This is a genomic window from Polaromonas sp., assembly GCF_013817205.1.
Taxonomy (GTDB): Bacteria; Pseudomonadota; Gammaproteobacteria; order Burkholderiales; family Burkholderiaceae_C; genus Polaromonas.
In genome coordinates this window covers 1-19,429 of the sequence record NZ_JACDDD010000028.1, presented here as the reverse complement: position 1 = coordinate 19,429, position 19,429 = coordinate 1, and the positions used below count along the sequence as shown (strand labels likewise).

19 protein-coding genes and 3 pseudogenes are annotated in these 19,429 nt (G+C 63.5%); 14 read left to right on the top strand and 8 right to left on the bottom strand.

The annotated features are described in order from the left end of the window. The first annotated feature begins 137 nt into the window (after window positions 1-137). Both H0W47_RS08605 and egtB read left to right on the top strand, forming a co-directional pair. Window positions 138-917 carry a sulfurtransferase gene (locus H0W47_RS08605; protein WP_296923157.1) on the top strand — a complete coding sequence of 260 codons (780 nt, stop codon included), beginning with the start codon at window positions 138-140 and terminating at the stop codon, window positions 915-917. A 118-nt stretch (window positions 918-1,035) separates the two neighbouring features. Further along, the gene (egtB, locus tag H0W47_RS08600; protein WP_296923155.1) at window positions 1,036-2,271 is read left to right on the top strand and encodes an ergothioneine biosynthesis protein EgtB; all 1,236 of its coding nucleotides are present in this window, start codon (window positions 1,036-1,038) and stop codon (window positions 2,269-2,271) included. A 9-nt stretch (window positions 2,272-2,280) separates the two neighbouring features. Here the strand turns inward: egtB and H0W47_RS08595 are convergent. The 4 genes and pseudogenes from H0W47_RS08595 to H0W47_RS08580 all read right to left on the bottom strand — a co-directional run. Continuing rightward, a pseudogene (locus H0W47_RS08595) lies at window positions 2,281-2,517 on the bottom strand (pirin-like C-terminal cupin domain-containing protein); the annotation flags it as partial. 91 nt (window positions 2,518-2,608) lie between these two features. Beyond that, the gene (locus H0W47_RS08590; protein ID WP_296923153.1) at window positions 2,609-3,163 is read right to left on the bottom strand and encodes a flavodoxin family protein; all 555 of its coding nucleotides are present in this window, start codon (window positions 3,161-3,163) and stop codon (window positions 2,609-2,611) included. Between the two features lie 73 nt (window positions 3,164-3,236). After that, window positions 3,237-3,647, bottom strand: a complete 411-nt coding sequence (locus H0W47_RS08585) for a DoxX family protein (protein ID WP_296923151.1) — start codon at window positions 3,645-3,647, stop codon at window positions 3,237-3,239. 102 nt (window positions 3,648-3,749) lie between these two features. After that, entirely contained in the window at window positions 3,750-4,451 is a 702-nt protein-coding gene (locus H0W47_RS08580) for a pirin family protein (protein WP_296923148.1), read from the bottom strand. A gap of 129 nt (window positions 4,452-4,580) precedes the next feature. Here H0W47_RS08580 and H0W47_RS08575 point away from each other — a divergent pair, with 129 nt between their 5' ends. From H0W47_RS08575 to egtD, 7 genes are all read left to right on the top strand, one after another. Next, window positions 4,581-5,570 (top strand): LysR family transcriptional regulator, encoded by a 990-nt coding sequence (locus H0W47_RS08575; RefSeq protein ID WP_296923145.1) that lies wholly within the window; start codon window positions 4,581-4,583, stop codon window positions 5,568-5,570. Between the two features lie 9 nt (window positions 5,571-5,579). After that, window positions 5,580-6,674 (top strand): NAD(P)/FAD-dependent oxidoreductase, encoded by a 1,095-nt coding sequence (locus tag H0W47_RS08570; protein WP_296923142.1) that lies wholly within the window; start codon window positions 5,580-5,582, stop codon window positions 6,672-6,674. 129 nt (window positions 6,675-6,803) lie between these two features. Then, a complete protein-coding gene (gene gluQRS / locus H0W47_RS08565; RefSeq protein WP_296923139.1) occupies window positions 6,804-7,766 on the top strand; it encodes a tRNA glutamyl-Q(34) synthetase GluQRS in 963 nt (320 codons plus the stop codon). Further along, window positions 7,759-8,496 carry a tRNA (guanosine(46)-N7)-methyltransferase TrmB gene (gene trmB / locus H0W47_RS08560; protein WP_296923136.1) on the top strand — a complete coding sequence of 246 codons (738 nt, stop codon included), beginning with the start codon at window positions 7,759-7,761 and terminating at the stop codon, window positions 8,494-8,496. Before gluQRS ends, trmB begins: the two co-directional genes overlap by 8 nt. Window positions 8,497-8,626: 130 nt before the next feature. Further along, a complete protein-coding gene (locus H0W47_RS08555) occupies window positions 8,627-9,532 on the top strand; it encodes a pseudouridine synthase (RefSeq protein ID WP_296923133.1) in 906 nt (301 codons plus the stop codon). Window positions 9,533-9,539: 7 nt separating this feature from the next. Beyond that, window positions 9,540-9,824 carry a hypothetical protein gene (locus H0W47_RS08550; protein WP_296923130.1) on the top strand — a complete coding sequence of 95 codons (285 nt, stop codon included), beginning with the start codon at window positions 9,540-9,542 and terminating at the stop codon, window positions 9,822-9,824. After that, window positions 9,821-10,840: an L-histidine N(alpha)-methyltransferase gene (gene egtD / locus H0W47_RS08545; protein WP_296923127.1), complete on the top strand. Its 1,020-nt coding sequence runs from the start codon at window positions 9,821-9,823 to the stop codon at window positions 10,838-10,840. Before H0W47_RS08550 ends, egtD begins: the two co-directional genes overlap by 4 nt. Before the next feature lie 88 nt (window positions 10,841-10,928). On the opposite strand, the gene H0W47_RS08540 is transcribed toward egtD, so the two are convergent. Then, window positions 10,929-11,411, bottom strand: coding sequence for a hemerythrin domain-containing protein (locus tag H0W47_RS08540; protein ID WP_296923122.1), 483 nt, complete (start codon window positions 11,409-11,411; stop codon window positions 10,929-10,931). Window positions 11,412-11,750: 339 nt separating this feature from the next. Between H0W47_RS08540 and H0W47_RS08535 the strand changes: the two genes are divergently transcribed. From H0W47_RS08535 to H0W47_RS08520, 4 genes are all read left to right on the top strand, one after another. Next, on the top strand, window positions 11,751-12,539 hold the full coding sequence (locus tag H0W47_RS08535) for a methyltransferase domain-containing protein (RefSeq protein WP_296923119.1): 789 nt from the start codon (window positions 11,751-11,753) through the stop codon (window positions 12,537-12,539). Window positions 12,540-12,637: 98 nt separating this feature from the next. After that, on the top strand, window positions 12,638-12,856 hold the full coding sequence (locus H0W47_RS08530) for a hypothetical protein (RefSeq protein WP_296923116.1): 219 nt from the start codon (window positions 12,638-12,640) through the stop codon (window positions 12,854-12,856). A gap of 96 nt (window positions 12,857-12,952) precedes the next feature. Next, window positions 12,953-13,753 (top strand): M23 family metallopeptidase, encoded by an 801-nt coding sequence (locus H0W47_RS08525; protein ID WP_296923217.1) that lies wholly within the window; start codon window positions 12,953-12,955, stop codon window positions 13,751-13,753. A gap of 216 nt (window positions 13,754-13,969) precedes the next feature. Beyond that, complete coding sequence (locus H0W47_RS08520; RefSeq protein WP_296923113.1) at window positions 13,970-14,494, top strand: hypothetical protein; 525 nt, start codon at window positions 13,970-13,972, stop codon at window positions 14,492-14,494. Between the two features lie 150 nt (window positions 14,495-14,644). Here H0W47_RS08520 and H0W47_RS08515 read toward each other — a convergent pair whose 3' ends face one another. From H0W47_RS08515 to H0W47_RS08505, 3 genes and pseudogenes are all read right to left on the bottom strand, one after another. Next, the gene (locus H0W47_RS08515) at window positions 14,645-14,986 is read right to left on the bottom strand and encodes a helix-turn-helix transcriptional regulator (RefSeq protein ID WP_296923111.1); all 342 of its coding nucleotides are present in this window, start codon (window positions 14,984-14,986) and stop codon (window positions 14,645-14,647) included. Beyond that, window positions 14,970-15,430, bottom strand: a pseudogene (locus H0W47_RS08510) (SRPBCC family protein). The gene H0W47_RS08515 and the pseudogene H0W47_RS08510 overlap by 17 nt, the downstream one beginning before the upstream one ends. A gap of 91 nt (window positions 15,431-15,521) precedes the next feature. Further along, window positions 15,522-18,539, bottom strand: coding sequence for a PAS domain S-box protein (locus H0W47_RS08505; protein ID WP_296923109.1), 3,018 nt, complete (start codon window positions 18,537-18,539; stop codon window positions 15,522-15,524). A gap of 131 nt (window positions 18,540-18,670) precedes the next feature. On the opposite strand from H0W47_RS08505, the pseudogene H0W47_RS08500 reads away from it, so the two are divergent. Further along, a pseudogene (locus tag H0W47_RS08500) lies at window positions 18,671-19,383 on the top strand (haloacid dehalogenase type II). Window positions 19,384-19,429: the final 46 nt, after the last annotated feature.

Below are 19,429 nucleotides of genomic sequence, written 5' to 3'. Positions count from 1 at the left end.
CGAGGTTGCCCCCACGGTGGTTCACTGCGTGTAACTTCCTGCCCCCCCGGGGGGGGGGGCCGCTGCGCCTGCGGGCCGGCAGCGCCGGTTCGCGGCCCCGGCTTGAATGAACAGACATCCCCCTACAATTCTTGATCATGCAGATGCTGAACATTGCTGCCTACAAGTTCATCGCCCTGGACGAGTTGCCCGCGCTGCAGGCCGCTCTGCGCGATGCCGCGCACAGCCGCGCCCTGCGCGGCACCGTGCTGCTGGCTGAAGAAGGCATCAACCTGTTTCTGGCCGGCGGCGGCAGCAACATTCATGATTTTTTGGCATGGCTGCGCAGTGATCCCCGCTTCGCTGACCTGGAAGTCAAGCAAAGCTGGTCGACGGCCCAGCCCTTTCGCAAGCTGCTGGTCAAGATCAAGCCCGAGATCATTCGCATGGACCACCCGGCAATTTGCCCGGCAGCTGGCCGCGCGCCGTCGGTGGACGCAGCAACCCTCAAGCGCTGGCTCGATGCCGGCCACGACGACAAGGGCCGGCCCGTCGTCACGCTGGATACACGCAATGACTTTGAAGCCGATGTCGGCACCTTTCGGAATGCGATCGACTGGCGCATCACCAAATTCACCGAATTTCCGCAAGCCCTGTTGACACACCGCGATGAATTGCAGGGCAAAACCGTGGTGAGTTTTTGTACCGGCGGCATACGCTGTGAAAAGGCGGCCATTTTCATGCACGAATCCGGCGTGGATCATGTGTTCCAGCTCGACGGCGGCATCCTGAAATATTTCGAGACCGAGGGCCATGCACACTTTGATGGCGAGTGTTTTGTTTTCGACGAGCGCCGGGCTGTGGACGCTGCGCTGGCACCCAAAGTGGATGTCGGCCCCTTGTCCGACAGCCAACGCTTACAAACCATGAAAAGCTGACAGGTCAAATTGCATCTGACCGATGGACGCCATGTTCTCTCCTTCTAGCCGCCCCACCCGCCCCGTTCACTCCACCCGGCCTGCAGACGACCCGGCAGGCACATTGGCAAGCCGATTCATGCAAGTGCGTGCGCGAACCGAGGCGTTGACAGCACCGCTGAGCGCCGAAGATTGCCAGCTGCAATCCATGCCGGATGCCAGCCCAACCAAATGGCATCTGGCGCACTTGGCCTGGTTTTTCGAGACCTTCATCCTCGAGCGTTTTGAGCCGGGTTTCACACCCTTCGACGCCGGCTTCCGGGTGCTGTTCAACAGTTATTACAACGGCGTGGGTGACAAATACCCGCGTCCCAAACGCGGACTGATCAGCCGCCCCAGGCTTGACGAGGTGCTGGCCTACCGCGCCAACGTTGATGCGCGCATCCTCGCCCTGCTGGCGCAGCGGCCGCACCACGCGGCGCTGCAAAAGCTGGTCACGCTGGGCCTGCACCACGAGCAACAGCACCAGGAGTTGCTGCTGACTGACATCAAACACGCGCTGTCTTTCAACCCCTCTCGCCCGGCTTATGCACGCCAGTGGCCGCTGGCCGGCATCAGCCCGCAACCGCTGCGCTGGATGGGTTTTGAAGGCGGACTGCTGGAACATGGGTTCGACCCGAGTTGTGACAGCGACTTTTGCTTCGACAACGAAACCCCTCGTCACAAGGTCTATATCGCGCCCTTCGAGATCGGCAGCCGGCTGGTCAGCAACGGTGAAATGATGGCATTTGTTGAGGATGGGGGCTACCGCCGGCCCGAGTTGTGGCTGTCCATGGGCTGGGACTGGGTACAAGCCACAGGCGCGGCCATGCCACTGTACTGGCAGGCGCGCGCTGACGGCGGGGGCTACCAGAACTTCACGCTGCAGGGCCTGGTGCAGGTGGACGCCCATACACCGGTGTGCCACCTCAGTTATTTTGAAGCCGATGCCTACGCGCGATGGACTGGCGCCCGGTTGCCGACGGAGTTCGAATGGGAGCTGGCCGCGCGCAGCGCACCGGTGCAGGGCAACTTTGTCGAAAGTGCCGCCTACCATCCGATTCCGCAGCAACAGCATCTGAGCGGCACCCCGGCGCAGATGTTCGGCGATGTCTGGGAATGGACCCAGTCCAACTACAACCCCTACCCCGGCTACAAACCCTGGGAGGGGCTGGTCGGCGAGTACAACGGCAAGTTCATGTGCAACCAGTTTGTGCTGCGCGGCGGATCCTGCGCCACGCCGCTGAGCCACATCCGCGCGAGTTACCGCAATTTCTTCCCACCGGATGCACAGTGGCAATTCAGCGGGCTTCGTCTGGCCCGCGACCCGGCCTGAGGCATTAACTCAGTCTGCAGTAGACCGGCGCGCCGGCAGCGGAATCAGTTCAGTGTCGCGGGGCACCCGACCCATGTTCTGCGCCTCCCAGTCGCGCGAGGCCTGCACAATGCGCTCCTTGCGGCTGGACACAAAATTCCACCACATGAAGCGGTGACCGTCGAGCGCATCACCGCCTATCACCATCAGGCGCGTGGTCTGACCGGCGCGCAAGGCAACCGTGGCGCCCGGTGCCTGCACAGCCAGCCGGAGGCACTCACTTTTTGGTGACGGCTTCCAACTCGTGCAGCCGCGCGACTGGCATAAAGCTCTTAGAGGGGTCGGTGCCCGGATAGGCTCAGGATTTGAAACGCGCGCTGACGGCAGCGACGCGTTCGCCGAAAGCCCGCGCCGACTCCAGGTCGCCCGGTGCCATGTCGCCGGCGCCAGCGTCTGCGGGGGCTTGTCCGATGGCGCCGCTGTAGGAGCCGAGGTAGTTCGGATCGTTGCGCTGCGCCGCCTTGCTGTTGCTGGGCATCACACCCTGGCTGACCCACAGGCCGCCGTGCTGCATCGCCAGCGTGAACAGATAGTTCAGGGTCGAAGACTTGTCACCATTCATCGCCGCACTGTGGGTGAAGCCCGCGAAAAGCTTGTCCTTCCAGCCCTGGGTGTACCAGACCTTGGACGAGGCGTCGGCAAATTTCTTGAACTGCCAGCTCACGCTGCCCATGTAGGTGGGGGAGCCCATGATGATGGCATCTGCCGCAGCCAGGGCGTCCCATCCGCCTTCAGGCAGGTTGCCATCGGCATCGATGGCGATCAGGTCGGCGCCGGCACCGCTGGCCACTGCCTGGGCCATGCGCTGCGTATGGCCGTAGCCGGAGTGGTAAAGCACCACAACTGTTGTCATTGTCTTGTCCTGGGTATAAAAAAAAGCAGGCCAGCACGTCGGCGCGGCCTGCGGAATCAACAGTCGGACGGGATCATCCCTTTAGCTTGGCGTCCACACTCCAGGCACCCGGGCCCCAAGCGACGATGGTCAGCAAACCACCGACCACAGCGATGTTCTTGAAGAAGGCCTGCTTCTGCATCATGACCTGATCCACCGGAACATTCCAATAGGCATGGAAGATGAAGGTGATGACCGCAGTGAAGATGGCAATGCCCAGCGCCGCCCAGCGGGCCTGGAAGCCCACCAGCAACAGCAAACCGAGGCCAAGTTCAACCGCAATCGCAATCGCAGCGGCAACTTCTGGCAGGGGTACACCCTTCGACGCGATGTAACCAACCGTGCCGGCAAACCCGGCGATCTTGCTGAAGCCTGCCGGAATGAATAGCAGTGCGATGAGTGCGCGGCCTAGCAGGGAAAACGGGTTTTGCAGTGAGTTAAGCATGGTGAGCTCCTTTTTGAAAAGTTATGAAGAAAGAAAAATAATGAACTGAAGCGCCATGGCGCGCAAGTCAGTGTGCACCACAGTGCAGAAAGTTCCGTCTGATCATGGCGCCAGATCAAACACCAGGACTTCCGCGTCCTTGCCGTGCGAAAGCTGCAGGCGGTCTTCGCTCTCCAGCTTCGCAGCGTCGCCCGCTGCCAGGGTCTGGCCGTTGACCTGCAACTCGCCGCGCACCAGCTGCACATAGGACTTCCGGGCGGGATCAAGCGCCAATTCTGCGCGCTCATCACCGTCAAACAAGCCCGCATACAAGCTCGCATCGGCGTGAATGGTCACGGAACCCTGGGCCCCGTCATGCGACGCCACAAGCCGCAGCTTGCCGCGTTTATCGGCGGGCGCAAAAGTCTTCTGCTCGTAGCCCGGCGCGATACCGGTGACGTTCGGTGCTATCCATATCTGCAGGAGATGCGTGGTGGCATCGGCCGCGTGGTTGAACTCGCTGTGCTGGATGCCGCGGCCGGCACTCATGCGCTGCACGTCGCCGGGCGGGATGGAGGCACCGTTGCCCATGCTGTCTTTGTGCCCGATGGCGCCGCTCATGACATAGCTGATGATTTCCATGTCGCGGTGGCCGTGCGTGCCGAAGCCGGTGCCTGGGGCAATGCGGTCTTCATTGATCACGCGCAGATTGCCAAAGCCCATGTGCGCCGGGTCGTAATACCCGGCGAAGGAAAACGAATGGTATGACTTGAGCCAGCCGTGGTCGGCATAACCGCGTTCGGCAGATTTTCTGAGGGTGATCATGGTGCGTTCCTTTCAGGGAGCGGTTTGGTGGTTCCCGGTAGCTCCAATGTAGGTGCGGCTGAGTGCTTGATAATTGTTTCGGTTTGATGGCATCATTCAAATTATTTGAATTACTACCCCACTTCACCCATGCATAGTGTTCGCGACGTCCTGACCCCCGAAGCGCTGGGACTGATGGAAGCCGTGCACCGCACAGGCAGCCTGGCCGCTGCGGCGCGCGAACTCGGCGTGGTGCCCAGCGCACTCACCTACCGGGTGCGGCAGATGGAGGACGCGCTGGACGTGTTGCTGTTTGACCGCTCCTCGCGCCAGGCCCGGCTGACCGACGCCGGTCACGAACTGCTGCGCGAGGGTAACCGTTTGCTGATCGAGCTCGACGCCGTGGCTCACCGCGTGCGGCGCGTCGCTACTGGCTGGGAGCCGCAGCTCACCATCACCGCAGATGGCGTCGTGTCCAGCACCACGCTGTTTGAACTTTGTGAGGCGTTTTACGCGCTGAACCCGCCGACGCGGCTGCGCATCCGCTCCGAGACGCTTTCCGGCACGTGGGAAACGCTGGTTTCTGGCCAAGCCGACCTGGCGATTGGCTGCGTGGTGGAAGTTTCGCAGTCGCGCGGCATCCTGAGCCGGCCCATGGGCCAGCTGGCTTTTGTGTATGCGGTGGCACCCCACCACCCGCTGGCCGGAGTCACGGGCAGCATCAGCGATGAACTGCTGCAGCGGCACCGCGCCGTCGCTGTGGCCGACACCACCCTGCGCGGTAGCGGCCTGAGCGTCGGACTGTTGGGCGGCCAGGACGTGTTGACCGTGCCGACCATGCAGCACAAGCTCGAGGCACAGTTGCGCGGCATGGGTTGCGGCTTTTTGCCAGAGTGCCTGGCCCGCCCCTACATCGCGGCGGGGCGGCTGGTAGTGAAGACCGTGGACCGGCGGCGCAGCCCGATGCCCATGAGTTACGCCTGGCGCGGCGGCACGACCGCTACCGTCAAAAAAGGTGGCAGGCCAGCGCTTGCTCCGTCCGCATCGGGTGCACCGGGCCGCGGCCTGAGCTGGTGGCTGGAGCAACTGGCCAGCCCGCTGACGCAACTGGCATTGCTGACGCGTCACCACAGCGTGTAGAGTGCAGCCATGACAGCAAAAACAAAACCCGGCAAAAAACCCTCCAAACCTCCCGCGGCCCCGTCCGCCCCCCGGCACTACGCCGTGGTGGGCGCCGGCATTGCCGGCATCAGTTGTGCACGCACCCTGATGCAGGCGGGCCACCGCGTTACGGTGTTTGAAAAAAGCCGCAGCCCCGGCGGCCGCATGGCAACACGTCATACCGAGTTCGGCGACTTCGACCATGGCACCCAGTACTTCACGGTGCGCGATGCACGTTTCGAAAAAGCCCTGGCCACCAGCGCCAGCCTGGTGCGCCCCTGGAGCGCCAACACCGTGCGCATTCTCGATGAAGCAGGCCGCGTCGTGGCTTCCTCCCTGCCCCCCAAAGAGGCGCATTGGGTAGCGGCCCCGGGCATGAACGCCCTCGTCAAACAATGGGCCCAGCCTCTGGCGGCCGCCGATGCACTGGTGCTGGAAACCCAAGTGATCCGCATGGAAGCGGACAAGCTGCACCCCCAGCGCTGGCAGTTGCAGACCGAAGGTCCGGGCGCGCGCAGCCTGGTGTATTCGGGCTTTGATGCCGTGATCCTCGCCCTGCCTGCGCCGCAGGCGCATGCGTTGCTGCTGAGCTCACAACAGGGCAAGGCCTTGATGCCGGCGCTGGCGGACGTCAGCATCGCCCCCTGCTGGACGTTGATGCTGGCCTTCCCCCAGGCGCTGCAGCCGACCTTGCCCCACCTGGGCCCGCAATGGAACGCCGCGCGCAGCACCCACCACCGCATTGCCTGGCTGGCGCGCGAGTCGTCCAAGCCGGGCCGCAGCGCGATTGAGCGCTGGACCATTCAGGCCAGCCCCGAATGGTCGGAGCGCCACCTGGAAGACGACGACGAACGCGTCAAGGCCAAGCTGCTCAAGGCGTTTACTGAAGTGACCGGCATACGCGCAGCGCCGCCCCATGCTGCAGTGCACCGCTGGCGCTACGCCCAGACCAGCGAGGTGCTCGGGAAACCGTTTTTGTGGGACGCCAAATCCCGCATCGGCGCCTGCGGCGACTGGTGCACCGGCCACCGGGTCGAAGATGGTTTTCTGTCCGGACTGGAAATTGCGCTGAACATTTGCTAGCCGAGTGACGTGAAGGATGTGACGGGGAGCGGGGCTCCTTCTTCACCAGCCGGGGCCGCGGAACCGGCTTTGCCGGACCGCAGGCGCGGCGCCCCCTCGGGGGGCAGCGAACCACACGAAGTGGGGAGCGTGGGGGCCACCTATACCGGCCGCTTTGCGCCCTCGCCTACTGGGCCGTTACACGCCGGCTCCCTGGTCGCCGCACTGGCCAGCTGGCTGGATGCGCGAGCCCATGGCGGCCAGTGGCTGGTGCGCATCGAGGACACCGACACGCCGCGCTGCGTGCCGGGCGCCGACGCGCTGATCCTGCAACAGCTGGCAGCCTGCGGGCTGATTCCCGATGCGCCGCCGCTGTACCAGTCGCAGCGTGGCGCGGCGTATCAGGCTGCATTGGATACGCTGGTCGGCAGGCAGCTCGCCTATCCCTGCGGCTGCACGCGGCAAGACATCGCGCAGGCGCTGGCTGCAGCCGGCCAACCCAAGCCTCGCCATGGGGAGCTGGTCTATCCCGGCACCTGCCGCCGCGGGCTGCAAGGTCAGCCTGCACGCGCCTGGCGCCTCCTGACTGAAAAAAGTGAACGAAATCGGCCTTCAGCCCCCGTCCAGCAAGCGCGAGCCGCTACACATTTGATAGCAAACAAAAACCTGAACTGGTCTGACCGACGGCTGGGCTTGCAACAACAAGACGTCGAGCAGGCGGTAGGTGACTTTGTGCTGCGACGCGCCGACGGCCTCTGGGCCTACCAGCTCGCCGTGGTGGTGGACGATGGCGCTCAGGGCATCACTGACATCGTGCGCGGTGAAGACCTGGCCGACAACACCGCGCGGCAAATCCTGCTGCAACGCGTGCTGAGGCTGCCCACACCACGCCATCTGCATGTGCCGCTGGTGCTGGGCGCCGACGGCGAAAAGCTCTCCAAGCAAAATGGCGCGCAAGCGCTGGACACCGGGGTGCCGCTGCTCAGCCTGAATGCCGCCGCAACGGTGCTGGGCCTGCAGCCGGCCGCTGCTGACGGCGTCGCCGACTGGCTGGGACAGGCGGTGCAACAATGGGCGAGCCTGTATGCGCCCGTAAAATCAGTCCGTGACTGAAACAACTCCCCCCGGCGAACTCCCGCCTGCGACCGATGTCGCCCACCACCGCAGCATCCGCAGCTTTGTGCGCCGCACCGGCCGCACCACGGTCGGTCAGGCCAAGGCCTTCGAGGACGTCGGCCCGGCCTACCTGCAGCCCTACGCGGCCACCGCCGTGGACCTTGCGGCAGTATTTGGACGCCAGGCGCCCACGATTCTTGAAATCGGCTTCGGCATGGGTGAAGCCACGGCCCACATCGCTGCGCTGATGCCGGAAAAGAACTTTCTCTGCTGCGAGGTTCACACCCCCGGAGTGGGTGCATTGCTCAAACGCATCAGCGAGCGCGGCCTCACCAACATCCGCATCGTCCAGCACGACGCGGTGGAAGTGTTGCAGCACATGCTGGCGCCGAGGAGCCTCGACGGCGTACACATCTTTTTTCCCGATCCCTGGCACAAGAAAAAACACAACAAACGCCGGCTGATCCAGCCGCCGCTGATCGCGCAATTGATGACCCGGCTCAAAGCCGGCGCCTACCTGCACTGCGCCACCGACTGGCAGCCTTATGCCGAACAGATTCTCGAGGTGCTGGCAGCTGAGCCGCTGCTGAAAAACACCGCCGGCAGCACGGACGGCGGTTACGCGCCCAAGCCGCATTACCGCCCGCTCACCAAGTTTGAAAACCGCGGCATCAAGCTCGGGCATGGCGTCTGGGATTTGGTGTTCACGCGTGTCCAAGCCCCCTAAAACTGCAGAAGTCCCGTCCCGTGTGGTCACAGGGACTCTCTCTTCACCAGCCGGGGCCGCGGATCTGGCTTTGCCAGTCCGCAGGCGCAGCGCCCCCTCGGGGGGCAGCGCAGTACGCGAAGCGACAAGCGTGGGGGCTAAGAAATTCGGCGGTTTGCCCGTCCGGGACGGCGTGAGCCCCAGCTGTGTGAGCCTGCCCGGCGGCGACTGGCCGACTTTCATCGATTTCCTGGTCCAGCGCTTCCCTGATATTTCGCGCGATGTCTGGCTGCAGCGCATGGCAGCCGGTGAAGTTTTCGACGAGTTCGGCGAGGCCGTCACGCAGCAGCGTGCTTACCGAGGCCACATGCGGCTGTATTACTACCGCACCTTGCCGCCCGAAACCCGCATTCCCTTCGACGAAGAACTGCTGTTTCAAGACGAGCACCTGGTCGTCGTGGACAAGCCGCACTTCTTGCCGGTCACGCCTTCAGGCCACTACCTGCAGGAGACCTTGCTGGTGCGCTTGAAAAACCGTCTGGGCCTGGACGGCCTGAGCCCGATTCACCGCATCGACCGCGAGACCGCAGGCATCGTGCTGTTTTCAGTGCAGCCGCAGGAGCGCCCCGCCTACCAGGATCTGTTCCGCCAGCGCACGGTGGACAAGCGCTACGAAGCGATTGCGCCCTGGCGCGCAGATATTACTTTCCCGCATGTCAGCCGCAGCCGCATTGTCGAGGGCCAGCCCTTCTTCCGCCAGGCCGAGGTGGACGGGCCGCCCAATAGCGAGACCCTGATCAAACTGCTGGAGACGCGCGGAGCGCTGGCACGTTACGCCCTGAGCCCGGTCACCGGCAAAAAACACCAGTTGCGCGTGCACATGTATGCGCTGGGCCTGCCCATCGTCAACGACCGCGTGTACCCGCCGCTGGACCCAACGCCCGATGACGACTACCGCTTCCCGCTGCAACTGCTGGCCCAGGCCATCAGCTTCGACGACCCCTTCACGGGTCAGCGCCGGCAGTTCAGCAGCCAGCGGCGGCTCGACTGGCCCTGAACGAGGCTTGGCACCGCTGCTGGCGCCAGTGGCAGTGGCATTGGCGTTTCCCAACCTGAACGAGCTGATGTCGGCCTTACACATCCGCCGCAATATCGTGCAAGATTGCGGATGCGTCACCCTGCCCGGCGTCTCATTGACTGCGGCGCTGGCCAAGGCCACACAGCCCGAGGTCTCCGGCGCCTTGTATGCCGTCTCGTGCTACCGAGCCACTGAATACCTACTATTCTGCACACGCAGAAAGCCGGTTTCTTATAAAGTCCACCCATTCCCTTTGAAGCATTCATTTTGAATTTACCCCTCAAGCCCCCCGGTCTGGCGCTGGCGCCCGCCGCACCCCGCTTCATCAACCGATACAGCGACACCCTGGACGGGCAGCCTCGCAGCGCCCTGCAGGACCTCGCCGACGGCCTGAACGAGGTGGCCGCCAGCGTGTCGCCCAAGTATTTTTATGACGCGCTGGGCTCCAAATTGTTTGAAGCCATCACGCAGCTGGATGAGTACTACCCCACACGCACGGAAGCCTGCATTTTCAGGACCGAGCATGCGCAGATGGCCAGCGCCCTGGGCGCAGCGGGCGTACGCAGGCCCTGCCTGATCGACCTCGGTGCCGGAAACTGCGCCAAGGCCGCCAGCCTGATTCCGCATCTTCAGCCGCAGCAATACGTGCCGGTGGATATTTCTGTCGAGTTCCTGCGTGACGCTGCCGAACAGGTGCAAGGCATGTTTCCGGCGCTAGACGTTGTTGCAGTCGGCATGGATTTTTCTGCGGGCCTGGTGCTGCCCCCTGAAGTCCAGACCAGCGACCGGGTGTTTTTCTACCCCGGCTCCAGCCTCGGCAACTTTTCGTCCGAGGAGGCGCTGGCGTTTTTGCGGCGCATCTCAGACCCCGCACAAGGTGGGGCGCGCGGCCTGCTGCTGGGTATCGACCTCGTCAAGGACAAAGCCACACTGGAGGCGGCTTACGACGACACATTGGGCGTGACCGCAGCCTTCAATAAAAACCTGCTGCGCCATGTCAACCGACTGCTGGGCTCGGACTTTGACGCGCGCCATTGGCAGCATCTGGCACTCTTTAACGAGGCCGAATCCCGGATCGAGATGCACCTGCAGGCCCAGAAGAACCTGACGGTGCGCTGGCCAGGCGGCGAACGCAGCTTCCGGGGCGGCGAACGCATCCATACCGAAAGCTCCTACAAATACACGCTGGCCTCGATGTCGGCACTGCTGCGGCAGGCGGGATTCACCCAGATCAATTACTGGACCGACCCCAAGGGGTGGTTTGCTGTGTTCTGGGCTGCGGTTTAATCCCCTTTCTACTCGCAGTCGTTTGTCAGGCGCGGCATGCCAACCCCGGAACCCAAGCGGGCATGCGCCAGGGCTCCGGTAAGCTGCCTCAAGCCGGGATTTCGTAGCCGGCCAGCAGTTCTTCCTTGAGCGCCTTCAGGTCGGCGACCATGCCTTTGAGGTCCATCTGACTTTTGCGGGCCTTGGGGAACATTTCCTCGCGCTCTTCTTCCACGTGGTGGTCGATGTACTCGCCCAGCACGATGACCTTGGCGTCAAACAGCTCTTCCCCGGCGTCGGTGCCGGAGATCTGCGCAATCAGGTCCTTGGCGCTGGCATGCTCGACTTCGGCCTCATTGAGCAAGGCGTCGTCATCGATGGCTTCACGGGCGGCGGGGTAGAAGATCTGCTCCTCAATCTCCGCATGCACGGTCAGCTCCTTGCATATCTTGTCGGCAAGCGCCCTGCGCTCATCGGCCGGTGCTCCAGCCTCGCTAAGTTTCTTGAACTGGGTGAACAGCTTCTTGACGGCGATGTGGTCGGCATCGAGCAGATCGACGGCGTCATTCATCTTAGGGGGTGCTTTGCTCATGGTGGGTTCCTTGGTATGGTGGTGGGTATGTTTCACGGTGCCAGCGGTCTTTTTTGCACGTGGGGCTGCCAGACACAAAACGACTCTAGGTAGCGGCCCGGGGGCGGTCGTGTGGGACGTCGTTGATCTTTTTGTAGGACGAAATACGCTGGGCCGTCTCCAGTGCAACTTGCATGCTTGTTGGAACAAATAAACACGGTGCAACCAACCGCGTTGCAAGAACCGGATCCAATTGACAGCGGCTGCATGAACCGGCATCACAATATCCAGATGCTGAAATTCACACCACCCGGTAAATTCTTGTCGCCGCTGCTCATCGCTGCAACTCTGTGTGCATCAATGACCACCCATGCCCAAGCCCAAACCCTCGAAGAAGTCCCGTTCATCACCTCCCCCGACAAGGTCACGCTGGAAATGCTGAGCATCGCCGGCGTCCAGCGCGGCGACCATGTGATTGACCTCGGATCCGGCGACGGGCGCATCGTGATTCTTGCAGCCAGGAAATTTGAAGCGACCGGCCTCGGGGTCGAAATTGACCCGACGTTGGTGGAGAAAAGCAAGGCCAACGCGCGCAACGCGGGCGTAGCGGACAGGACCGAGTTTCGGCTGCAGGACCTGTTCAAGACCGACCTGGCACCGGCCAGCGTGATCACCATGTATTTGCTGCCCGAGTACAACCTGCAACTTCGTCCAAAACTCCTGGCGCTCAAGCCGGGCACACGCATCGTCTCGCACGACTGGGACATGGGCGACTGGAAGCCCGACCGCACCACCGTGGTGGCTGTGCCTGACAAGGCGGTGGGCCGCGAAAAGTCGAGCAAGGTTCATTTGTGGACCGTGCCTGCCCGGGTGGACGGGCTGTGGTGCGCCAGCGGGCTGCTGCGCGGCGCGAGTATCAGGCTCACCCAGACCTACCAGACCTTTACCGGCACGCTGGGCTGGGGCAAACGCACACGCGAGCTGGCCGGCACCATCAGCGGCAGTGAGCTGCGCACGCCTGCGGGAAGCAGCGGCGAGCTGGTGCTGCAGGCCGCAGACGATGTATTGCGCATCAGCGCCGCGCAAGGCAACATGGCGCTGGCACAAGGCGCAAGCTTTCGCCGCGCGGCGGGCACGAGCTGCGACTGAGCTGCAAGCTGGTGAGAACGCGCTTTTGACTGCCACATACCAGGCCAGTGCTCGTGCCTAATGGCCTGAACTGATAGCCCAACCTTCAAGGAAAAACCATGCCCCAATTCGCAACCATCTTCGGTGACGTGACATTTACCCCTGGTGACGGCGCGCCCATCGTCATTCCACCCGGTCGTGTGGAAGTGGGCCTGGAGCCGGACAGCGCCACCCTGAGCTGGGATGCCGGTGACGGCGTGGCCGGGCTGGCGGCCATTCCCAAATCCCAGTTTGACGACTATTTGCGCGACGGCAAGATCGTCTGGGAAAAGGCGTAAGGCATTCGCTGCACCGTGATTTCTTCATCTGGCCACCGAGGCCCCGCCAGCCCTGAGATCTCGCGCCGCAAGGCGCTGCTGGCTGCACTGGGCCTGATGGCCCCGCCCGTGACAGGCTTTGGGGCCACATCGTCCGATTCAACCGTCTGGCCACGCGCCTTGCATGTGCCGGGCGGCGTGGCGCGGCTGCCCCTGAGCGCTTCGGCGCAGCGGCCGGTGGTGCACCAGGGCGACGTGCCGCTGCTGGTAGTGGGCGACATGATCGCCTGGACGGCGCTGGTCGGCATCCCGCTGGCAGCGGCGGCGGGCGAAGCCAGCATCGATGTGCGAACGCCTGAAGACGGCCTGCGCCAGATCAGCTACAGCATCGTCCCCAAGCGTTACGGTGAACAACACCTCAAGGTCTCACCGCGCACGGTGGACCTGTCGCCCGAAGATCTGGCGCGTTATGAGCGCGAGCGCGCGCACCAGCAAGGCGTGATGGCGACCTTCAGCCAGCCGCTGCCCGCGTCCCTGCGCATGAGCGTGCCAGTGCCGGGACGCAAGTCCAGCTCTTTCGGGCTGCGGCGCGTCTTCAACGGGCAGGCGCGCACCCCCCACAGCGGCATGGACATCGCGGCCGTTACCGGCACGCCAGTGGTGGCGCCGTTGCCGGGGCGCGTCATTGACACCGGCGACTACTTTTTCAACGGCGGCACGGTCTGGCTGGACCACGGCGGCGGCCTGCTCAGCATGTACTGCCACCTCAGCGCCATGGACGCGCAGCCAGGCGAACTGCTGGCCACCGGCGCACGGCTGGGCGCAGTGGGCGCAAGCGGCCGCGTCACCGGCCCGCACCTGCACTGGGGCGTGATGCTCAACCGCACCATGGTGGACCCGGCGCTGTTTCTGGCCTGAGTTACAAGTCAAATCGGGCCTCAGCCCCCGTCCATAAAGCGCATGCAGCTATTAAAACAATAGCAAAAGAAGCGACCTCATTGCGCCTTTTTTTGGCGTCTGTCACCACATGCCTTGTTCTGGGCAGGCACCTCTAGCGCTTAGGTTGCAGCCACTAGTACAAACCCTGATGATGGCTCATCTTCGTAATTCTTCCCCATCAACCAAGGAAACCCCATGACTGCAAAAAACCTCTCCACCGTCGCCAATGACCTGATCGAAGCCTACGGCAACACCGCCAAAAACGTGATCGACGCCTACCGCGCCGGCGGCGAGCGTGTGGTCAGCCTGCTGGAGCAGCGCTGGAACAAGGCACTGCGTGAGTCGCGCTCGGAACTGACGGCCGAAACTGCCAAAAACGCCCGTGCCGCCCAACTGGCTTTCAGCGTTTATTACACCAAGGGCCTCACCCTGACCAGCAGCGGTGCCCAGCAAGTGGTGAACCAGCTCGTCAAGGTCGCAGAAGCCGGCGTCGAACGCGCTTCTGCCAATGCCGCCTTGTTTGAAGAAAAAACCGGCGTCAACACCCTGTCCACCATTGCCCAGGTCACCGCACCCGGCGCGCTGGCGCTGAGCAAGCTGGCCGCGCAAATCGAGCAGAAAACCGCCGACCTGGCCGGCAAGATCGCCGGTGACGACGTCACCACGGTCAGCGCCAAGCGTGCCTCGGCCTTCAGCCAGCGCCGCGCCAAAGCCGCCTGATCCACCTGAACCGCCTTTTTCAAAGTCAAAAGTGGCGCCAGCCCTTTGCGTGCATGGGTCAGCAGCTATTAAATCGATAGCATCCCGAAAGGTGAGGCGGCCGTTAACAGCGGCCGCCTCACCGGACCAGCCCCTTCCTCAAGCCCTTCTCTAGCCTTTCTCGACCGCCAGCTTGAGCCGGGCCAGGGCGTCGTCCCACTGCTGGGCGATCAGCGCCAGCGAACGCCGTGCCTCGTCGAGTTGCCCCGGCTCGAACTGCCACAGGCGCTCGCGCCCGACTTTCACATCGCGCACCAAGCCGGCGTCGGCCAGCACCTGCAGATGCCGTGTCACGGCCTGGCGGGTGACGTCGGCGGTGGCCGTGAGCTGCGCAATCGACACCGCCCCGCCCACACACAGCACCGCCACCAGGCGCAGCCGCGTCTCGTCGCCCAGCGCAGCAAACACCGCGGCCATGCCGGTGGGTGGCGGCGTCTCAGTTCGTTGTGACATGTTTGTCGACGTTGCGCATCTGCCCCTCCCAGCCGCCGCTGTTCATGCGGAAAGCCAGGTCGCGGCGCGAGACCGGCAAGTTGTCAAAGCCGGACTCGACCACGCTGAGCAGGGTCGCGCTGCCGGCGTCTTTCAGCTCAAACACCACCAGGGTGGCCGGTTCCTTCGAATAATCCGTGCCGGGGTCCACGGCGTAGGGATGCCAGCGAAACGAGAACAGCGATTCGGGCTCCACGCGTTCGACCTGCGCCTCGAACATCACATGTTCAAAACCGGCGATGGTGATGTTTCCGCGGGTGGTCTGCCCCGGCACAAAACCTGGCCCTGCAGGTTGGCGCCAAACCATTTGCCGAACTCTCCGGCGTCGGCCAGCGCACGCCAGACACGCGAGCGCGGCGCCTGGATCGTGATGCTTTTTTCAATACGGTCGGTAGACGAAGTCATATGCAATCTCCTTGTTGCATGAATGATGCAGCATCCGGACGCATCATGCAACCATTTTATTGCATGAATTTGTATCCCACGCATGAAACCCTCAGGCCGACCCCCTGAACGGCCGCCCCAAAGTGAAATAAAAGGTCGCGCCCTCGCCGGTCTTGCCTTCGGCCCAAATACGGCCGCCGTGGCGCTCGATCACGCGCTTGACGGTGGCCAGGCCAATGCCGGTGCCCGGAAAGTCCCCGGGTGAGTGCAGGCGCTCGAAGATGCCAAACAGCTTGTGCGCGAAGGCCATGTCGAAGCCGGCGCCGTTGTCGCGCACAAAAAACACCTCTTCGCCGCCGCCTCCCGACTGCCGCCCCAGCGTGATGTGCGCCACCGGCTGGCGCGCGCTGAACTTCCAGGCATTGCCAATCAGGTTCTGCAACACGGCTGCCAGCAAGCGTGGATCGCCATGGACGCTCAGCCCGTCGTCGATATGGAGTTGAACCAAGCGCTGCGGCTCGCGCTCGCGTTGCGCCTGCTCGATGGTACGTGCCAGCACCGACAAATCCACCTGCTCGGAGCGCATTTCGTCACGTGACAGGTGCGCCAGGGTCAGCAAGCCCTCAATCAAATCACCCATCTGCTTCACGCCGGCTCGGATACGGTCCAGATAATGTTTGCCCTTGTCGCTGACGTTGGCGCCATCGCTCTTGAGCAGCAGCTGGCTGAAACCGTCCACCGTGTTCAGCGGCGAGCGCAGATCGTGCGATACCGAATAGGCAAAGGACTCCAGCTCGCGGTTGACATCGGCAAGCTGGCCGGTGCGCAGCAGCACGCGCTCTTCCAGCTCGCTGTTGAGCGTGAGGATCTCCTGCTGCTGCTGCCTGCGCTCGCTGATGTCACGCCCCACCGCCACCCAGTGGTTGAACTTGCCAGTTTCACCGGCGATCGGAGCAATATCGAGCTCCAGCCAGAGCGGGGCGCCGCCCTTGCTTCGGACCGAAATCTCGGTGCGCACGGGGTGTTTGCGGTCCATGGCGTCGCGTATGCGCTTCAGCTCGGCCTGCTGGTGCGTTGTTCCCCACAGCAGCATCACGCTCTGGCCCATGGCTTCGGCGCGGCTGTAACCCGTCAGGCGCTCGAAGGCGTCGTTGACAAACACCACGTGGGTGTTACCCGAGTCGCCGCTGCGCACTTCGGTGATGACCACCATGTCGTTCAGGCGCGAAACAGCGGTCTCCAGCAGGTGCAACTGAGCCTGCTCTTCGCGCCGCGCGGTAACGTCCTGGAAGTACACCGCCGTGCCTGCTTGCGTGGGATAGACGTGAAACACAAACCATGTCCGCAGCGGCCGGTAAAAAGCCTCGAAGCGTGCGGTGCGCTGCTCGGCCACGGCCGCGCGGTAGCCGCGTTCGACCGGCGTGCCAACGATATCAGGAAACTCTTCCCACAGGTTCTTGCCCAGCAGTTGGCCGGCCGGGCGCTGCAACATGTGCTCGGCCTGCCGGTTGAGAAAGGTGAAGCGCCAATCGGCGTCCATCAGGCTGAAGCCATCGGTGATGCTCTCCAGCGTGGAGGTCATGCGTGCCTCCAGCGCCAGCGTGCGCGCCTCGGCGGCCTTTTGCTCGGTGATGTCCTGGAAAGCGCCCTGCAGACGGATGATCTTGCCGTCGGCATCGCGCACCGCCTCGCCCAATGAGCGCACCCAGATGCGCCGCCCCTTTGCGGTCATCTTGGGCAGAATGAATTCATACGGCGTACCGTGTAGGGCACAGGCCTCAACCAGCCGGATCACCGTGGGCCGGTCTTCCGGCAGAAAGTAGCCTATGCCTTCGTCCAGCGCCGGCAGGTAGCCGGGCGGCACCTCATGAATGGCGCAGTTTTCGTCCGACCAGGTGAGCTTGCGTTCCGGCAAGTCAATGGTCCAGCTGCCCAGCCGCGCCATGCGGCCGGCAATGCGGTTCATGAACATGTTCTTTTCGAGCAGATCGGTCGCATCCTTCAGCGCGTGGATGTCGGTGAAGGTGCCCAGCCATTTCGTGGCCTGGCCGGGAACCTCGGGCAGCGGGTGTGCGCGGCCCAGCATCCAGCGGTAGCTGCCGTCGGCGCGGCGCAGCCGGTATTCGGTTTCCCAGCTTCCGCCGGCGGCCGGCACTTCCTCCCAGCAACGTGCCACACGCGCCCTGTCATCGGGGTGAATCAACTGCGTCCAGCCCCGACCCATGCTCTCTTCCATGTGCAGTCCGGTGTAGCTCAGCCACTTCTGGTTGAAATAGGTGAGCCATCCGTCGGCACGCATGGTGCACACAATCTGCGGCACGGCGTCAGTCAACATGCGAAACTGGGCCTCGCTGGCGCGCAAGGCGTCTTCGGCGAGCTTGCGCTCGGTGATGTCTTCCACCGTGCCTGACAGCGTGGCCGGCCTGCCCTGCGCATCGAGCACCGCTTCGCCCAGCCCACGCACCCAGCGCACCTCGCCATCCGCCCTGATGATGCGGTGCTCTATATCCAACGGGCCGTCTCCGGCAAAAAAATGCTTCTGCGCGGCTTCGTAGGCCTCGCGGTCATCGGGAAACACATGCGCAAGCACGCCTTCAAATCCGCCAGCCGCCTCGTTGCGCGCCACCCCGTAAATGTCGTGGGTTTCATCTGACCACCAGACCCGGTTGCTGGCGATGTCGAAATCCCAGTTACCGATCCGGCCGATGCGCTGCGCGTTGCGCAGCCGGCCGCGCGCCAGTTGCAGCGCGTCTTCGGTGCTTGCCAGTTCCTGGCCACGGGCCACCACCAGATCGGACAGATGTTGCAGCGTAAGAGACAGCGCAGTCAGCTCGCAGTCCGCGTCACCCTCGGGCGAGGACAGGCCATGCAAACGGGCAGCCTGCTGCTGCAGGCGGCGCAAGGGCGCAAGCACCAGCCTGTCAGCGGCCCAGCCGGCCAGCACCATGCCAAGGGCCGCCAGCGCAAACACCAGACCGGCATGCACCGCCGTGCCGGCCTCCCTGCCATGGAATCGCAGCAAGGCGGGGTAAAACACGGCCACAAACAAGGGCAGCAGGCCCAGCAGCGCCACCAGAACCAGCCGGGTGCGCAAACCAGTCAACAACAGTCTCCAGGCCACAGGCTTCATGAGGCTCTTTCTGAGTCGCCGTGTATCAGGCGCCAGCCTTGAACATTCCAAACCAGTGTAGCGCCTGCGGGCGCGGCTTCTGCGGCCCGCGCATCAGGGTTGATACTGGGGCGCCTGCGCATAATGCCACGATGAATAAAGCTCCAAAACCTGCCGATGCCAAAGTGCTGGCTTTCGATGTCTTCGGTACCGTGGTTGACTGGCACAGCAGCATCGACCGTGAAGTGCAGGCTTTGCGCCCCGCCGTGAACGGCGGTGAATTTGCGCTGGCCTGGCGCGCCGGCTACCGCCCGGCGATGGCGCGGGTGATGTCAGGTGAACTCGGCTGGACGCGCATTGACGAGTTGCACCGCATGGTGCTCGACCGCATCCTGCCGCAATTCGGTCTGGCGGACTTGAATGAAGCCGACCGCCAGCACCTCAACCGTGCCTGGCACCGACTCGACCCGTGGCCCGACGTGGTTGCGGGCCTGACACGTCTGAAGCGCGCTACACGATCTGCACGCTGTCCAACGGCAACATCGGCCTGCTCACCGACATGGCCAAACGTGCCGGCCTGCCCTGGGACTGCGTGTTGTCGGCCGAGGTCTTTCGCGCCTACAAACCCGACCCGGCCACCTACCTGGGTGTGGCCAAGGTGTTCGACCTGCCGCCGGACCAAGTGATGCTGGTGGCGGCGCACCAGGACGACCTGGCGGCTGCGCGCGCCTGCGGCCTGCAAACGGCGTACATCGAGCGGCCGACCGAATTTGGTGCATCGCGACCCAAGGACGTGGCGCCCGATCCGGACAACACCTGGCATGCAAAGAACTTTCTCACGCTGGCCGACCAGCTGGGCTGCTGATGCCTGTTGCGCCGCCCCGCCTGATTGTTTTCAACAATCCTTATGG